We start from the raw sequence: 15,054 nt of genomic DNA, 5'->3' as shown, positions 1-15,054 counted from the left end.
GGGATAGACATGGAGGAGGGAAGCTCATGAAGAAGTTGCTGTATGCGGTCGCGTCGCTCGCGATCATGCTGGCCCCGGCGCAGGCCGAGACCAAGTATCGTTTCGCCGTCGTGCCGAAGGCGATGAACAATCCGTTCTTCGACGTCGCGCGCGACGGTTGCCTGAAGCGCGCCAAGGAGCTCGGCAATGTCGAGTGCATCTACAAGGGGCCGATCGAGCACGAGCCGGCCACGCAGGCGCAGATCATCCAGGACTTCATCACCCAGAAGGTCGACGGCCTCGCGATCTCGGTCGCCGATGTCGCGGCGATGTCCAAGTCGATCGACGCGGCGACCGCGGCGGGCATTCCCGTCATCACGTTCGACGCGGATGCACCCGGCTCGAAGCGCCTCGCTTATATCGGCACCAACAACAAGGATTTCGGCCTCGCCCTCGGCAAGCAGCTGCTGCAGCTCAAGCCTGAAGGCGGCAAATACGCCGTCGTCTCGGGCGGCCCGGGCGCCAAGAATCTTGCCGAGCGCGTCGACGGCGTGCGTGAGGCGCTGAAGGGCTCGAAGTGGACGGAAGTGGCGGGCTCGCCGACCTTCTGCAACGACGATCCAGCGCTCGCCGTGCAGCAGATGGCCGATCTGCGCACCGCGACGCCCGACCTCGCCGCGATCGTGCCGGTCGGTGGCTGGCCGATGTTCGCGCCCGAGGGCTACAAGGCGTTCGTCAACAAGAACCGCAAGGACATCGACGCCGGCAAGCTGACGCTGGTCGTCGCTGATACGCTCAAGATGCAGCTCGAACTGCTGCGCGACGGTTATTCCAACGCACTCACCGGCCAGCGCCCGTTCGAGATGGGCGAGAAGGCGATGGATACGCTGCTGGCGATCAAGAAGGGCGAGAAGGTGCCGGAGGTGATCTATACCGGCCTCGACCTCGTCACCAAGGACAACGTCGCCAAGCTTCTGAACTAAGTTCCTCCCGGGGAAACCTGGCGGTCTGGCATCCGGCCCTGGCCGGCGGCCGGACCGCCTTTTTTGTTGACGGGGCTGCCGCGGTGAGCGCCAGCGGCCGCGTGCTTGACAGTAACTGATATCTGACTTAGGTCAGATATCATGCTCGATCCGATCTCCCGCGTCCGCCGCTTCAACCGCGCCGTCACATCGGAGGTCGGCGCGCTCGACACCTCCTTCCTGGGCCGCGGACGGCCGCTCGGCGCGGCGCGCGTGCTCAACGCCATCGGCCATGGCCGCAGCGACGTCGCTGAGCTGCGCGATTATCTCGCGCTCGATTCCGGCCTGATGAGTCGGCTGCTGCGCAGCCTGGAGGAGGAGGGGCTGGTGACGACCAAGCCGCATCCGGAGGATGCGCGCCGTCGCATCGCCAAGCTCACCGCGGCCGGCCGGCGCGAGTTCGAGGCCTATGAGACGCTGTCGAATGCGCAAGCGGAGTCGATGCTGGCGCGCCACAGCCAGCCCGAGGCGCTGCTGGCCGCGATGGACATGGTCGCCGCCGCGCTCGGCCGCAGCCGCATCAGCATCGACCTGCTCGACCCGCGGTCGGAGCCGGCGCGTTATTGCCTCGGCGAATATTACGCCGAACTGTCGCGCCGGTTTGCGCGGGGGTATGACGTGGCGCTGTCGCGCGATCCCGACGCCACCGACATGATAGCGCCGCGGGGCGCGTTCTTCGTGGCGCTGTCGGACGGGCTGCCGCTCGGCTGCGTCGGGCTGAAGGGCGCCGGCGGCCCGCTCGCCGAGATCAAGCGGCTGTGGGTCGCGCCCGCCGCGCGCGGCCTCGGCCTTGCCCGCCGCCTGATGGACGCCGCGGAGACCGCCGCGCGCCAGCTTTCGATCACGACGCTGCGGCTCGACACCAACAGCGCGCTCGGCGAGGCGATGCAGCTCTATCGCCGCACCGGCTGGACCGAGATCGAGCGCTTCAACGACGATCCGTATCCAGACCTGTTTTTCGAGAAGCGTCTGTGAGCTGCGTTCGGCAGTGTGATGCGTCGGGTGGTTGGAGCTCTCTCAACCTGCCGCTCCAACCAGCGCGACCTTCATGTCGCGGGCCTCATAGACGCAGCTGTCATTCGCCAGCACGCGGCCATCGGCGATGCCGAGCACCAGCCGGCCCCGCTTCACCTGGCGCATGTCGACCTCGTAGCGCACGCAGCTGACATCGGGCGTGATGGCGCCTCGGAAGCGGACCTCGCCGACGCCGGTGGCGCGGCCCTTGCCGGGGGAGCCCGACCAGCCGAGCCAATAGCCGACCATCTGCCACATCGCATCGAGGCCGAGGCAGCCCGGCATGACCGGATCGCCGCGAAACAGACAGTCGAAGAACCAGAGCTTGGGCGTGATGTCCAATTCGCCGACGACGTGACCCTTGCGGTAGCGACCGCCGTCGAGGCTGAGCGCGGTGATCCGGTCCATCATCAGCATCGGCGGCGCCGGCAGTTGGGCGTTGCCGGGTCCGAAATAGCCGCCTTCGCTGGATCGGAGCAGGTCTTCCTTGGAATAGGACGGCTGCGGCGTATGGAAATCGTGGGGGTTGGGCACGGCGCTATCTCCGTTCAGAAGCGTGGTGTCGAAGAGCGGGCCATCATCCGTCTTGCTCCCCGTGACCCGGAACATGGAACGCTGGTGCTCGCCGTTCAAGTGCGCGGTGCCGGCAGCCGACGCTGATTTCGGGGGGCACGGACGCAGCCTTCTCAACGGATTCATAACGCTGCGATGAATATGAAATGAGCGGCTGAAAGTGCTGGCGCCGCCATCTTCATCTTCGCCATGCAGCGGGAGGACCGTCCGGGATGACCGAGGATGAACGGCCAAAGGCGGGTCTGAAGATACAAACCTATCGGGCGCCATCCCCCGCGCGCGACGGATCTCCGCCGCCCGCGCGTCGACAGATGCGCAGTCGTGAGGAGCTCGCGCCGCTGACTGAGCAGATTGCGACGCGTGCCGATCTCATGGACGAGGCTTCGGGACACGATGGGATGCGAGGACGAGGATCGTGCGGGCCAGATGATCGCGGAGATGACGGCTTATGCCCAAAGCCTCGACGCCACGGTGACCCATGTCGAGGGACCGCGGTTGACGCTTATGCAGCCTCTCGCCGGCGAGCAGTGCGACAATGATTCGCGCTGACCGGAACCGCCGGATGATGCAGGCCGTCCATGCTCTCGATGTGTCCACCGGGCGCGAACATTTTCGACTTCGATGCGTTCTGTCATGCTTCTGCCACGGTCCGGCTTGGCGGGCGCCTCAATGGAATGCGTCGGAGCGGGATCTGCGGAGCGATCTCCGCCTTACTTCACCCCAAGACGTGGTCGAGCGTATAAATCTTGCCGCGCCGATCGAAGACGGCGCGGGCCGAAACAGCAGCATATCGGGACAGAGCATGGTGACACGATCCTCGGCAGCTCAGACCACCGCAGCAAGACGCGTTCCGGGATCGGTGTTGAGCGTTGTGGCAACCCTGGCCGCGCTGGCGCTGTCTGGTCCGGCCGCGACCGCGCGGCAGGCGCGGCCTGCGCCGGTGACCGAGGCGACGGCGCCGCGGGCGCATGGCGAGCCGATCATGGCGATCGTGTCGATCAAGGCCCAGAAAGTGACGTTCTACGACGCGGAGGGCTGGATCTGGCGCGCACCGGTCTCGACCGGCGTGACCGGACGTGAAACGCCCGCCGGCGTGTTCGCCATCATCGAAAAGGACAAGGACCACCATTCGACGCTGTATGACGATGCCTGGATGCCGAACATGCAGCGCATCACGTGGAACGGCGTTGCGCTGCATGGCGGGCCGCTGCCCGGTTATGCCGCCTCGCATGGCTGTGTGCGGATGCCCTATGGCTTCGCGGAGAAGCTGTTCGACCGGACCTGGATCGGCATGCGGGTGATCATCGCGCCGGGCGACGTGGCGCCGGTCGAGTTCTCCCATCCGGCCTTGTTCGTGCCGCAGGCCGCGGCGCTCGCCGCCGTGCCATCGCGCGCTGCGACACTCGGCCGCGAGGCAGAGGACGCGGCCAGGAGCGCCGACGAGACCAAGACGGCGGCCACCGCCGCCGAGCGGGACGCCAAATCGCTGAAGGCGTCGCTGCGCAAATTGGAGCAGGCCAAGGCCCGCACCGAGGCTGACCTCAAGATGATCGACCGCAAGCTGGCTGCCGCCAAGACCGAGGAGGCCAAGGCCCAGCTCGCGGAGGCCAGGCAGAAGCTGGCGACGCAGGCCAGCGACGCCGCGACGCAGCTCGACGCCGCCAAGGCGGACGCGGCGGCCAAGCTCGCCGCCGTCGCGAGCACGAAGGAGGCGGCCAAGGTCGCCGCGGCGCGGAAGGCCGACGCCACCAAGGCGGCGACCGATGCGCAACTCGCGACCGAGCCGGTGTCGGTCTATATCAGCCGCTCCACGCAGATGGTCTATGTCAGGCGCAACACGCACAAGCCGGCGCGCGACGGTGGCGGGGAGGTGTTCGACACCTCGATCGAGGCGCCGGTGGAGATCCGCGATCCGGAACGGCCGATCGGCACGCACATCTTCACGGCGGTGGCGCAGGGCAATGCGGGCCTGCGCTGGACGGCGGTGACGATCGACGATGGCGACGACGCCAAGGACGCGCTCGACCGGATCACCATTCCGAAACAGGTCCTGGACCGGATCGCGCCGACGGCGGTGCCGCGCTCGTCGATCATCGTCTCTGACGAGCCTTTGTCGAGCGAAACCAACTATCGGACCGAGTTCGTTGCCGTCTTGAGCAATCAGCCGCAGGGCGGCTTCGTCACGCGCAAGCCGACCACCAATGTCGATGTCGTTGCGAGCGGCGATGAATATGACGACGGTTTCGGCAATGTCTTTCAGCGCAGCTGGGACGGCCAGCCTATCACGCAGCCGCGCCGGCGCGGACCGCCTCCGACCTATTTCCGGCCGGTGCAGCCAGGCTGGTGGTAACCCGCCTGGTGCTCACCGCAGCGCAAGACGCGGCCAGGTTCGCGGCTCTTCGATAGCAGAATGGGACAGATCATGATGCGGCCGCGGGGCGGCGCATCATGATCTTGTCTGCTCGTTCACGCACGATCGTCTCGAAAGACCGATGTCCGGTCTGCGGATCGTGCGTCGGGATCAGTTGCGGCTGGCAGGTGCCGCGGCCGGCCACTGGGCGAGAAGCGGCTGCATCGGCTGCGGCTCGGTCTCGGGGGCGCGCGCAATCCGCTTGACGCGATGCTTGTGGACGCGGCCGATCGAGCCGGTCGCCTCGCGCAGGGTCTCGATGCGCGCGATCTGCTGACGAATTTGACCGGTGCTCGTGCGGAGCTGTTCGATGCCGATTTCGCTGTTGGCGGCGGCGGCGCGCAGTCCGCTCAGCTCGGTCGACGCGTCCTCTTGCGCGGTGCGCAGACGAATGGTCTGGCGCTTCAGCAAGGCAATGTCGGATTCGATCTTGTCGGCCGTGTCGCGGCGGATCGCCTCGGTCACGTCAGCCGCCGTGCGCAAGCTCGCAAGGCCCGTTTCGGCACTGGTCAGGGTCGCGCGCAGCTGGACGATCTCTCCGGAGGTGTCGTTCTGCCGTTCGCGCAACTGCGCCGTCTCGGCTTTCAGCTGGGTGAGCTCGGAGCTCAGCGCCGCGACACGGGTCTCCAGCGAGGGCGATCCGTCCATCGCGAAGGACAAGCTCTTGGCTCCGCCGGTGCTCCACCATATCGCACCGGCGCTGGCGGCGAGGGCCAGGCTCATGACGATTCGTAGAGAGGCAGCGCCGCGGCTCGGCGGGACGTCCGATGTCTTGATGGGCTTGCGCATGGGCAGGTCTCCGGGATTTGATTGAGACCATTATGCTCATAGCAAGGTTGCCAATGTTCTAAGTCCGCGCGGCCTGTGAAACTTTTCATCTACGTAGATTACCGGGGCGCGGCAATCAGCATCACAAGATCCTGTCAGGGACGGTCAATGACATGACGAATATCAGCGCAACCTTCTGCGGTGCGGCCGAGCTGACTGCCGCGCCCGCTACGCGATGGACGCTGGTCGTCCGTCGGTATCGGAAAACACTTCGCCCTGTCGGCGGATCATGCTCTAAACTCGCGCCATGACCGACACGCAGCCGTCCACCGCACCACCCTCCTTCGACGCACTCGCCGAGGCAATCAGGCATCGTCGCTCGGTCTACGGCCATCTCAGCGGGCTCAGGATGGATCGCTACGCCCCCGGTGAGGCCTGGTCGACGTTGCCCTATCGGCCGGTGTTCGTCGGCGACAGCGACACCGGCGTGATCCATGGCGGCGTCGTCACCGCGATGCTCGATGAAAGCTGTGGCATGGCGGTGCAGCTTGCGCTCGACGGCACGCGGGCTATTGCGACCCTCGATCTGCGCATCGACTATCAGAAGCCGGCGACGCCCGGCCTCGACATCAAGGCGCATGCGGTGTGCTTCCGCGTCACGCGCTCGATCGCCTTCGTGCGTGCGACGGCCTATCAGGAGCAGGAGAGTGAGCCTGTCGCGACCGCGACCGCCTGCTTCATGGTCGACGCCAACCGCACCAACATGCTCGTCGACCGGCCGGTCTTCGCCGGTGAACCGGCGCCGCTCGAAGCTCCCGAGGATGGCGGCGGACTGTTTGCGTCCAGCCCGTTCGCGCGCTGTCTCGGGATCCGCGCCGGGGAGGGCGACACGCTGGTGATGCCGTTCTCGCAGCGGATTATCGGCAATCCGGTGCTGCCCGCAATCCATGGCGGCATGACCGGCGCATTCCTGGAAACCACGGCGATCATCACGGTCATGCGCGAGCTCGGTGTGTCCGCGCCGCCGAAGCCGATCGGTCTGACCATCAACTATCTCAGGTCGGGCCGCGCGCTCGACAGCATGGCCTCCGCCTCGATCGTCAAGCAGGGCCGCCGCGTCGTCGCCTTCGAGGCCCGCGCCTGGCAGGACGACGCAACCAAGCCGATCGCCACCGCCTTCGGCCATTTCATGCTGCGGCAGGAGCAGGACTGACGGAGCAGGGTCCTGCATCAGCGATCGGATCGCCGCTCAACCCGCCACGAACATCGGGAACGTCACCCCGAGCGCCCATGCCAGGATCAGGCCGAGGCCGATGCCTTCGGCCAAGGGCGACCCTGTCCTGCGGCCGACGCAGCCGCCGATCACCCCGAACACGATGAAGAACAGCACGATCACGGGGATGATGATCAGCAGGAAGAACAGCCGCCGGACATCGAGCGCCACCGCGCCGCCGAGCGAGGCGAGGAATGCGGCGCGGATCCAGAGCGTGCGCCACAGCGCGGCGTGGCCGCCCTGATTGGCGATACTGTCGGCTAGCATATAGGGCACGGCGCCCACCGCGATCGCCGCGATGATCGGCAGGCGGGCCGCGATCGGCATGAAGGAGGCGACATAGCGGTCGAGCGCGGTGCCGAATCCGACGATGCCATAGGCGGCCAGCGTCAGCGCCCCGAGCCAGGCGATGGGGCCGAACCGAACGCCTTGCAGCCGAAGCAGCGCCAGCGACAGCGCGCCATAGACGAGCAGATGCGCGGCCAGATAGTCCGCGACCAGCACCGGCAAAAACCGGGTGTCGACAAATCTCAGCGCGATCGGCGTCACGACCGCGGGCACCAGGGTGGCGATGGCGAGGCTGCGCAGCGGAACCACAAGCGGAGCCGCATCGCCCTTCGGCAGCAGCGCGGCCAAGGGCCAGGCCAGCAGCACGAGGCCGGTGAGCAGCAGCGCGATCGAGCCGCCGGTCGCGGTCACCGGACCGCTGCTGGTGCGGCCGAACACCCGGTCGAGCCAGCCGCGCGCCTCGTGAAGAGCGGCCGAGGAATAGAGCACGCTGACATGCTCGACGCCCGGCGCCACGACGGCCCGGCGCCCGCCTGCACCCGCGGGATCGCCGACCGTGTCGCCCTCCTGCGCGGCGGGATCGGCGAGCTTGAGATTGCGCAGGCCGTCCTGGCGCAGCGAAGCCTCCCATTCGCCGGTGATGATCAGTAAATTGCGCGGCGCGCTCGCCGTGACTGCTTCGGAAAACATCGAGATCGCGACCGTCGCGCCGATCCGGGGATCGGCGCTGGCCTGGCGCACGATGATGTCGGAGGCCATCGAATGGCCGAGCAGCGCCACCCGGCCATCGGCACCTGGCAACGACAAGGCGACGTCGGTGACGCGGCCGATCTCGCTCATCAGCTTGCTGGTCGTGCCGTCGACGCGCGTGACGTCACCGGACATCGGCGTGGGATTGCGGCCGTGGCCCTCGAAATCGAATGCGACGGCAACATAACCTGCATGCGCCAAAGTCAGCGCATAGGCCTCCATGAATTGGCGTGAGCCGGCGAAGCCGTGGGCGATGACCACCACCGGCGAGGCCGCGGCGCCGTCGCGCCGATACACGGTGAGGGGCGTCGTCCCGGCCTGCAGCCGGGTGATCGTCAGACCGGCGCGTGCAGCTTCGAGCTGCCAGATCCCGGCGAGACAGAGCGCGAGGCCGGCGAGCGCCGCGATCAGCAAGGCTGCACCGCGCATACCTATGCCATTTCGCCGTTTCGGCGCGATCCCGCGTGCCATGACTTGCTCCGTCTTCCATCAAGTCTAGCGCAGGGCTATGCGGCGTGACAGCGCCTGGCGGACGCCAGCGTTCCAGGTCGCCGCAGCGCATTCGAACGAAACCCGACCCGCTTCGTTGACAACGCCGCGGGAGCGATATTCGGTGGCTCCCATCCGCGACGACAGGAGGATGCATGAAACCGGACGTCATCTGCCTGATGGCCTCGAGCGTCGATGGCCGGACTTTGCCGAGCCGCTGGCGACCAAAGGGCTCGGGTGATCTGTTCGAGCAGGTCCATGAGCAACTCGGCGGCGATGCCTGGCTGATCGGACGCGTCACCGGCCAGGAATTCGCCAAGGGCGCGGCCTATCCGGCAATGACGTCGGAGCGCTTTCCGCGCGAGAATTGGATCGTCCGGCGCGACGCCCGGGCCTATGGCGTCGTGCTCGATGCGCAAGGCAAGATCTGCTGGGGACGCGCCGACATCGGCGGTGATCCGATCGTGGTCGTGCTCACCGAGGCGGTGTCGGATGCGCATCTTGCGGGCCTACGCAGCGAGGGCGTGTCGTACATCTTCGCCGGCCGGTCGCAGCTCGACCTTGCTGTGGTGCTCGACGTTCTCGCGCGCGAGCTCGGTGTGAAGCGGTTGCTGCTCGAAGGCGGCGGTGGCGCCAATGGCGCGTTCCTGCGCGCCGGGCTCGTCGACGAGTTCAACCTCGTTCTGTGTCCGGCCATCGACGGCGCCAAGGGCGCGCCCAGCGTGTTCGACTCGCCCGAGAGCGAGTCGGATCAGCGCGCGCCGATCACGTCCATGACGCTGGAGAGCAGCACGGCCCTTGCGGGCGGCGCGCTGTGGCTGCGCTACAAGATCACCAACGGCCCGTCCGCGCCGGCTCAGGCCAGCCATGGCTGAGAGAAGAGATCATATCATCGTCGTCGGGGCCGGCGCTGCGGGCCTGATCGCGGCGCGCGAGCTCGTCTCCGCCGGCCGGAAAGTAACCGTCCTCGAAGCCCGCGATCGTTGCGGCGGCCGTATCCATCCGCTCGCCGAAAGCTCCTTCGGCTACAGAGCGGATGCCGGCGCTGAATTCATCCATGGCGAGGCGCCGGTGACCTATCAGCTGCTGGCCGAGGCCGGGCTGACAGCGCAGCCCGTCGACGGCGCGCGCTGGCATGTCGAGAACGGGACCTTCTCCTCCGACGATCCGTCCGACCGGGAGATGACGAGGCTGCACGAGGTGCTCGCCAGGCTCGATCACGATCTCACCGTGACCGCGCTGCTTGAGCGCCATTTCGCCGGCGCGCAGTTTGCCAGCCTGCGCAAATCCGTGCTCGGCATGGTGCAAGGCTACGACGCCGCCGACCCCGATCGCGCCAGCGTGTTCGCATTGCGCGACGAGTGGATGGGCGGCCACCGTGGCGGCCAGGCCCGCGTCGTCGGCGGTTACGGGGCGCTGGTCGATGATCTCGAAGCCGCGTGCCGCGGGCGTGGCGTCACGTTCGCGTTCGAATCCGTGGTGGCGGCGGTCGAGAGTGCAGAGGGCATTGCGATCGTGCATTGCGCCGACGGACGCACGTTTCGCGGCGATGCGGTCATTCTGACCGTGCCGCTGCCGCTGCTGCGGACCATCGCGCTGCCGGCGGCGATGCACGGGCAGGTGGCGGCTGCCGCCGACATCGGGTTTGGCAACGTGATCAAGCTGCTGCTGCGCTTCGAGCGGCGCTGGTGGATGGCGATTCCGGCGCGCGATCTGTCGGACATGCTATTCCTGTTGTCCGATGCCGCGGTGCCGGTGTGGTGGACGCAGCACCCGAGCGATCGTGACGTGCTGACCGGCTGGCTGGCTGGGCCGCCGACGCATGCGTTCGCGGCGCTCGACGAGCATGCGCTGATCGAGGCCGGACTTGCAGCACTTGCCGATATCTTCGCGAAGCCCGTGAGCCTTCTCAGGCGGGATCTCACGGCGGCGCATGTGACCGATTGGGCAAAGGACCCGTTTGCGCGCGGCGCCTATTCCTATGCGACGCTCGCCACGCGGACCGCACAGGACGTGCTGACACGTTGGGATGGCGGGCCGGTGCTGATCTCCGGTGAGGCGCTCTATCGCGGGCGCGATATGGGCACCGTCGAAGCGGCTCTGGCGAGCGGGCGACAGACGGCGCGAACGATCCTGAAGATAGATACATAATGTCGCGCGGGCCGTTTGTCGCGCGACCGTCACATGTGTCGTGCGGACGTCACATGCGCGTCAGCCAGGACCGATAAGCGGTACCCCCGTTAAGAATGAGCGCGCGAAGGTTGCGCGACCTGGGGGGCCATCACATGCATTCGAAGAGTTGTCTCCGAGCGCTGTCGGGCGCTGCGCTCGCGGCTTTGCTTGCGGCGATTTCGACGCCAGCGTGGACGGCAGATCATGACGCACATGGTGATCGCGCATTCCATGATCATGACGGCGATCGCGACCGTGACGATGACCGTGATCACGACCGGCAGGGCCGGAGATCGCCACGTGTGGTGCTGATCTCGCTCGACGGCGCGAAGCCCGACTTCATCGAGAAGTTCATCGCGGAGGGCGTTCTGCCGCGCGACGGCGGGCTGGCGCGGCTGAGCCGCCGCGGGGCCGTGGCCAAGCAGAACATCACGGCGTCACCCTCGCTGACGGCGGTGTCGCATATCGAGATCGCGACGGGATCCACGGCGGTCCACAACGACATTCCCTCGAATACGTTCCAGGCGATTGCGGCTCCGATCACGTCCAGCATCAGCGGCTTCGCCGCGCCGATCGGCGGCTACCGCCTGAGCCCGCTCGGGCCGAGCCCGCAGCCGACCGCGCAGCCGCTGTGGGTGCAATTGCGTCAGCACGGCAAGAAGGTGGTCACCGCGACCTGGCCGGGCGGCGACGGCGCCGACATCTCCATCAACAGCACGGTGGTGCAGCAGGCCGAGCCGACCCGCGTCACCGACTACACGGTGCCGTTCGGCGCGTTCGGCGGTCTCTCGGCCCAGGGCTTCTCGCTGTCGCGCAGCGATTTCGTGTCGGATCCGGCGGTTGTCGCAGCATTGCAGTCGGCCGGACATTCCTCCTACAGCCCTGTGCTGGTCACCGCTCAGCCGATCGAGACCTTCTCCTGCGCGTCGGCCGCGCCCGCGACTTGTACGGCGGCAGCGACGCTCGACCTTAAATATGCGATCCGTGTTGCCGCGATCGACACCACCAATGACGGCAAGGTGAACTACGACACATTGGTGTTCTTCGATGTGACGCGCGGCATCGCCGCGGGTCCGTTCCAGGCTCCTTCCACGGGACCGGCCTTCGCCAGGCTGGGCGGCGAGAATGCGCCGTTCTTCTTCGAAGGCAGCGGCGCCAAGGTCGGCACGGCCTATTTCGTCTCGGCGCTGGCTCCGGATCTGTCGGTGGTGCGGTTCGCCCGTTACGGCGCCAACTACATCCCGCGCAATGCCCCAGTTCTGGCCGATGTCGAAGATATCAACACTAATATCGGTTTCTGGCGTCCGCAGGCCGATTTCCGCATTCCCGAGCGGCTGAGCCCCGGCTTCACCAGCTTCCCCGATGTCGAGATCGAGGCAATGTTCGAGGATATGGTGAAGACCTTCGTGCGCTATCAGGCGGCGATCGGCGAGCGCGCGATCCGCAAGCACCGCGATGCTGACCTCGTCATGATCTATATCGAGCAGCCGGACGGCTCCGAGCACCAGTTCCTGCTGACCGATCGTCGCCAGGGTACCAACCCGAAGGACCCGCACTCGATCGGTGCCAACCAGGATGCAGCCAAGGTCGCGCGCTACGCGTCCTATATTCGTGCGGCGTATCAAGCGGCCGACAACGCGGTGAAGCGCATTGCCGACACGGCCGGCCGCGATAGCAACGTCATCGTGGTGTCCGATCACGGCTTCGCCCCGTTCCACACATCGGTGAGCATGCTCAACATCCTCCGCAATGCCGGCATCGATACGTCGAAGCTCGCGATCCGCACCTCGGGGCCTGCCGTCAACATTTATGTCAACCTGCAGAATCGCGAGGCGGGCGGCACCGTCGATCCGGCGAGCTACAACGCGCTGGTGACGCAGGTCGCCAATGCCGTCAAGAACGCGGTCGATCCCAATCCGAAGTTCAACACGTCGCTCAAGGACGGACGTCTGTTCACGGTGGTCGAGAGCCGGCCGCTGCAATGCGACGCTGGCACGGGGCTGTGCACCAGCAAGGCCATCGGCCAGGATTTCGGTGACGTCTTTGCGCTGATGGCTCCGGGCTACAATTTCGACGGCATCCAGAGCCCCGGCGTGGCCCGCCTCGGTGACGCCGCGTTCAACGCGACCACGACCGTGCTGTCGATGCCGAACTTCTATGGCGCCCACGGCCACGATCCTCTGCTGTCGGAGATGAGTGCGACGTTCATCGCGGCCGGGCCCGACATCCGCGAGGGCGCGACCATCCGGCGCATGCGCAACATCGACGTGGCGCCGACCATCATGAGGATCCTGGGTGTCAAGCCGCAGCAGGTCGATGGCGAGGTCCTGCACCACATTCTGCGCTGAATGGTGCGCAGCGTCGGTGCGGGGCGCATGGGCCCCGCACCGGCCACGGTCCTGCGCCGGCGCCGCCCGGGGCACGGCGTTGCGACCGCGTTGAAGCCGTCCTATCGTCGACCGGTCATCACCTGATCACGACAGGAGGATCGTCATGCTCGATCACGTCGGCTTTCCCGTCTCGGACTTTGCCCGCAGCAAGGCCTTCTATGCGGCCGCGCTGGCCCCGCTCGGTTATGTGCTGATGATGGAGATCTCCGACGCGCAGACCGGCGGGCACGGCGATCATGCCGGATTCGGCGATGGCCGCCCGGATTTCTGGATCGGCACTGGCGGCACGGCCGCAACGGCGACGCATATTGCCTTCCACGCCAAGGATCGCGCCACGGTCGACGCCTTCTACCGCGCGGCCATCGCAGCAGGCGGCCGTGACAATGGCGCGCCGGGGCTGCGGCCGCATTATCACGCCCATTATTACGGCGCGTTCGTGCGCGATCCCGACGGCAACAATGTCGAGGCGGTCTGTCACATGCCGGCGTGAGACCGACGGCTCGCGCGGCCGTCGGTCACACCGTGACCGGCATGTGCTCGGCGGCCGCGGCGAGGCTCGGCGCGACCACGATCTCGAGCTGCTGACGCAGCCAGCGGTGCATCGGATCGTCGTGGTGGCGCAGATGCCAGACCATGTACATCGGCATTGCCGGGCAGGGGACCGGCACCGGTGCCACCGCGAGACCGCGGAGCATATAGGCGCGCAGCAGGCTCGGCAGCGTCGCGATCATGCGGCTGCCGCGCAGGAACGGGCCGACGCCGCCGAAGCCCGGCACTTGTGCGACGAAGCGCCGGACAATGCCGCGCTCGGCAAACACCTCGTCAATGTCGAGTCGGCGCCGCGGCTCATACAGCACCGTGACATGGTCGCTCGCCAGATAGTCCTCGAGAGATTGCGGCGGCTCGCGCTGGCTGGAATCGTAGAACACGCGGTAGCTGTCCTCGAACAGCCGCTTCTGCAGGATGTCGCTGCCCTCGGGTGGGCGGGGGGTGATGATCAGCTGACAATGTTCCTCGCGCAGCATGTCGGGCGTGGGGGCGCCGGAGGGGATGACGCGAAGGCTCAAGCCGGGCGCCTGGGCGCGGGCGTAGCGGAGCAGGGACGGCAGCAGCAGGTCGCGCTGCAGGTCGTTGGCGGCGATCGTCACCTGCGCCGAGACCTGCGCCGGATCGAACGCTGCGGCATGCGAGAAGCTGCGGAGATCGTCGAGCAAAGCGCGCGCCCGCAGCGCCAGCAATTGCGCATGAGCGGTCGGCACGATACCACGGCCGGATTTGACGAATAGCGGATCGCCGGTGATCGCGCGCAGCTTGTCGAGCAGGTGGCTGACCGCCGATTGCGTCACGCCGAGCCGCTGCGCGGCGCGCGTCACCGAGCCCTCCTCGATGACGGCGAGCAGCAGCTGCAGCAGGTGGCCGTCGAGGTCCAAATGATCGAATTGGCTCATGGATCGGATCGGGCGCGCGGCCTTTATTGATGCTGTCGAAGCGCGATACTGGCGGCACGACGCCGGCCGCCTTTGATCCAGATCAAGCGCGGGCGGCCGAAACATCACAGGGGAGGTCAAGATGTCCGCCACGTCAGCCCGGCAGCCCGTGCCCGGCACCACCATCTTCGACGGCGAGCAGGCCCGCAAAGGCTACGCGCTCAACAAGATGTGCTACTCGTTCAATGACGCGGCCAACCGCAAGGCCTTCGTCGCCGACGAAGACGCCTATTGCACCAAGTTCGGCCTCAACGCGCAGCAGCGCGCGGCGATCAAGCACCGCAACGTGCTGGAGCTGATCGAAGCCGGCGGCAACGCCTATTACCTCGCCAAGTTCGCCGGCATTTTCGGCCTGGACATGCAGGATATCGGCGCGCAGCAGACCGGACTCACCAAGGATCAGTTCAAGGCCAAGCTTCTGGCGGCCAGGGGGTAATCA

The 15,054-nt window shown here is 66.9% G+C and carries 13 protein-coding genes; 9 read left to right on the top strand and 4 right to left on the bottom strand.

Annotation, left to right across the window (positions count from 1 at the left end):
* The first annotated feature begins 26 nt into the window (after positions 1–26).
* Together HL671_RS14940 and HL671_RS14935 are read left to right on the top strand one after the other, a co-directional pair.
* Complete coding sequence (locus tag HL671_RS14940) at positions 27–962, top strand: sugar-binding protein (protein ID WP_012042880.1); 936 nt, start codon at positions 27–29, stop codon at positions 960–962.
* Positions 963–1,103: 141 nt separating this feature from the next.
* Positions 1,104–1,976: a bifunctional helix-turn-helix transcriptional regulator/GNAT family N-acetyltransferase gene (locus HL671_RS14935; RefSeq protein ID WP_012042881.1), complete on the top strand. Its 873-nt coding sequence runs from the start codon at positions 1,104–1,106 to the stop codon at positions 1,974–1,976.
* Between the two features lie 42 nt (positions 1,977–2,018).
* Here the strand turns inward: HL671_RS14935 and fabA are convergent, their stop codons facing one another.
* Entirely contained in the window at positions 2,019–2,549 is a 531-nt protein-coding gene (gene fabA, locus HL671_RS14930; protein WP_172236835.1) for a bifunctional 3-hydroxydecanoyl-ACP dehydratase/trans-2-decenoyl-ACP isomerase, read from the bottom strand.
* Positions 2,550–3,390: 841 nt separating this feature from the next.
* Between fabA and HL671_RS14925 the strand changes: the two genes are divergently transcribed.
* Positions 3,391–4,938: a L,D-transpeptidase gene (locus HL671_RS14925; protein WP_172236834.1), complete on the top strand. Its 1,548-nt coding sequence runs from the start codon at positions 3,391–3,393 to the stop codon at positions 4,936–4,938.
* A 171-nt stretch (positions 4,939–5,109) separates the two neighbouring features.
* Here HL671_RS14925 and HL671_RS14920 read toward each other — a convergent pair whose 3' ends face one another.
* Complete coding sequence (locus tag HL671_RS14920; RefSeq protein WP_172236833.1) at positions 5,110–5,787, bottom strand: kinetochore Spc7 family protein; 678 nt, start codon at positions 5,785–5,787, stop codon at positions 5,110–5,112.
* Positions 5,788–6,073: 286 nt separating this feature from the next.
* On the opposite strand from HL671_RS14920, the gene HL671_RS14915 reads away from it, so the two are divergent.
* Positions 6,074–6,979 carry a PaaI family thioesterase gene (locus tag HL671_RS14915; protein WP_172236832.1) on the top strand — a complete coding sequence of 302 codons (906 nt, stop codon included), beginning with the start codon at positions 6,074–6,076 and terminating at the stop codon, positions 6,977–6,979.
* Between the two features lie 36 nt (positions 6,980–7,015).
* On the opposite strand, the gene HL671_RS14910 is transcribed toward HL671_RS14915, so the two are convergent.
* Positions 7,016–8,548 carry an alpha/beta hydrolase gene (locus tag HL671_RS14910; RefSeq protein ID WP_172236831.1) on the bottom strand — a complete coding sequence of 511 codons (1,533 nt, stop codon included), beginning with the start codon at positions 8,546–8,548 and terminating at the stop codon, positions 7,016–7,018.
* 173 nt (positions 8,549–8,721) lie between these two features.
* Here HL671_RS14910 and HL671_RS14905 point away from each other — a divergent pair, with 173 nt between their 5' ends.
* The 4 genes from HL671_RS14905 to HL671_RS14890 all read left to right on the top strand — a co-directional run bounded on the left by HL671_RS14905 (position 8,722) and on the right by HL671_RS14890 (position 13,618).
* The gene (locus HL671_RS14905) at positions 8,722–9,441 is read left to right on the top strand and encodes a RibD family protein (RefSeq protein ID WP_012042889.1); all 720 of its coding nucleotides are present in this window, start codon (positions 8,722–8,724) and stop codon (positions 9,439–9,441) included.
* A complete protein-coding gene (locus tag HL671_RS14900; RefSeq protein WP_172236830.1) occupies positions 9,434–10,717 on the top strand; it encodes a flavin monoamine oxidase family protein in 1,284 nt (427 codons plus the stop codon). The genes HL671_RS14905 and HL671_RS14900 overlap by 8 nt, the downstream gene beginning before the upstream one ends.
* 323 nt (positions 10,718–11,040) lie before the next feature.
* On the top strand, positions 11,041–13,086 hold the full coding sequence (locus tag HL671_RS14895; protein WP_244424414.1) for an alkaline phosphatase family protein: 2,046 nt from the start codon (positions 11,041–11,043) through the stop codon (positions 13,084–13,086).
* A 145-nt stretch (positions 13,087–13,231) separates the two neighbouring features.
* Positions 13,232–13,618: a VOC family protein gene (locus HL671_RS14890; RefSeq protein WP_012042892.1), complete on the top strand. Its 387-nt coding sequence runs from the start codon at positions 13,232–13,234 to the stop codon at positions 13,616–13,618.
* A 25-nt stretch (positions 13,619–13,643) separates the two neighbouring features.
* Here the strand turns inward: HL671_RS14890 and HL671_RS14885 are convergent, their stop codons facing one another.
* Entirely contained in the window at positions 13,644–14,576 is a 933-nt protein-coding gene (locus HL671_RS14885) for a LysR family transcriptional regulator (RefSeq protein WP_012042893.1), read from the bottom strand.
* Positions 14,577–14,697: 121 nt separating this feature from the next.
* On the opposite strand from HL671_RS14885, the gene HL671_RS14880 reads away from it, so the two are divergent.
* A complete protein-coding gene (locus HL671_RS14880; RefSeq protein ID WP_012042894.1) occupies positions 14,698–15,051 on the top strand; it encodes a protocatechuate 4,5-dioxygenase subunit alpha in 354 nt (117 codons plus the stop codon).
* The last annotated feature ends 3 nt before the right edge of the window (positions 15,052–15,054 follow it).

This window comes from Bradyrhizobium denitrificans, from assembly GCF_013179005.1.
Taxonomy (GTDB): domain Bacteria; phylum Pseudomonadota; class Alphaproteobacteria; order Rhizobiales; family Xanthobacteraceae; genus Bradyrhizobium; species Bradyrhizobium denitrificans.
This window is presented reverse-complemented; position numbering and strand designations above follow the sequence as displayed.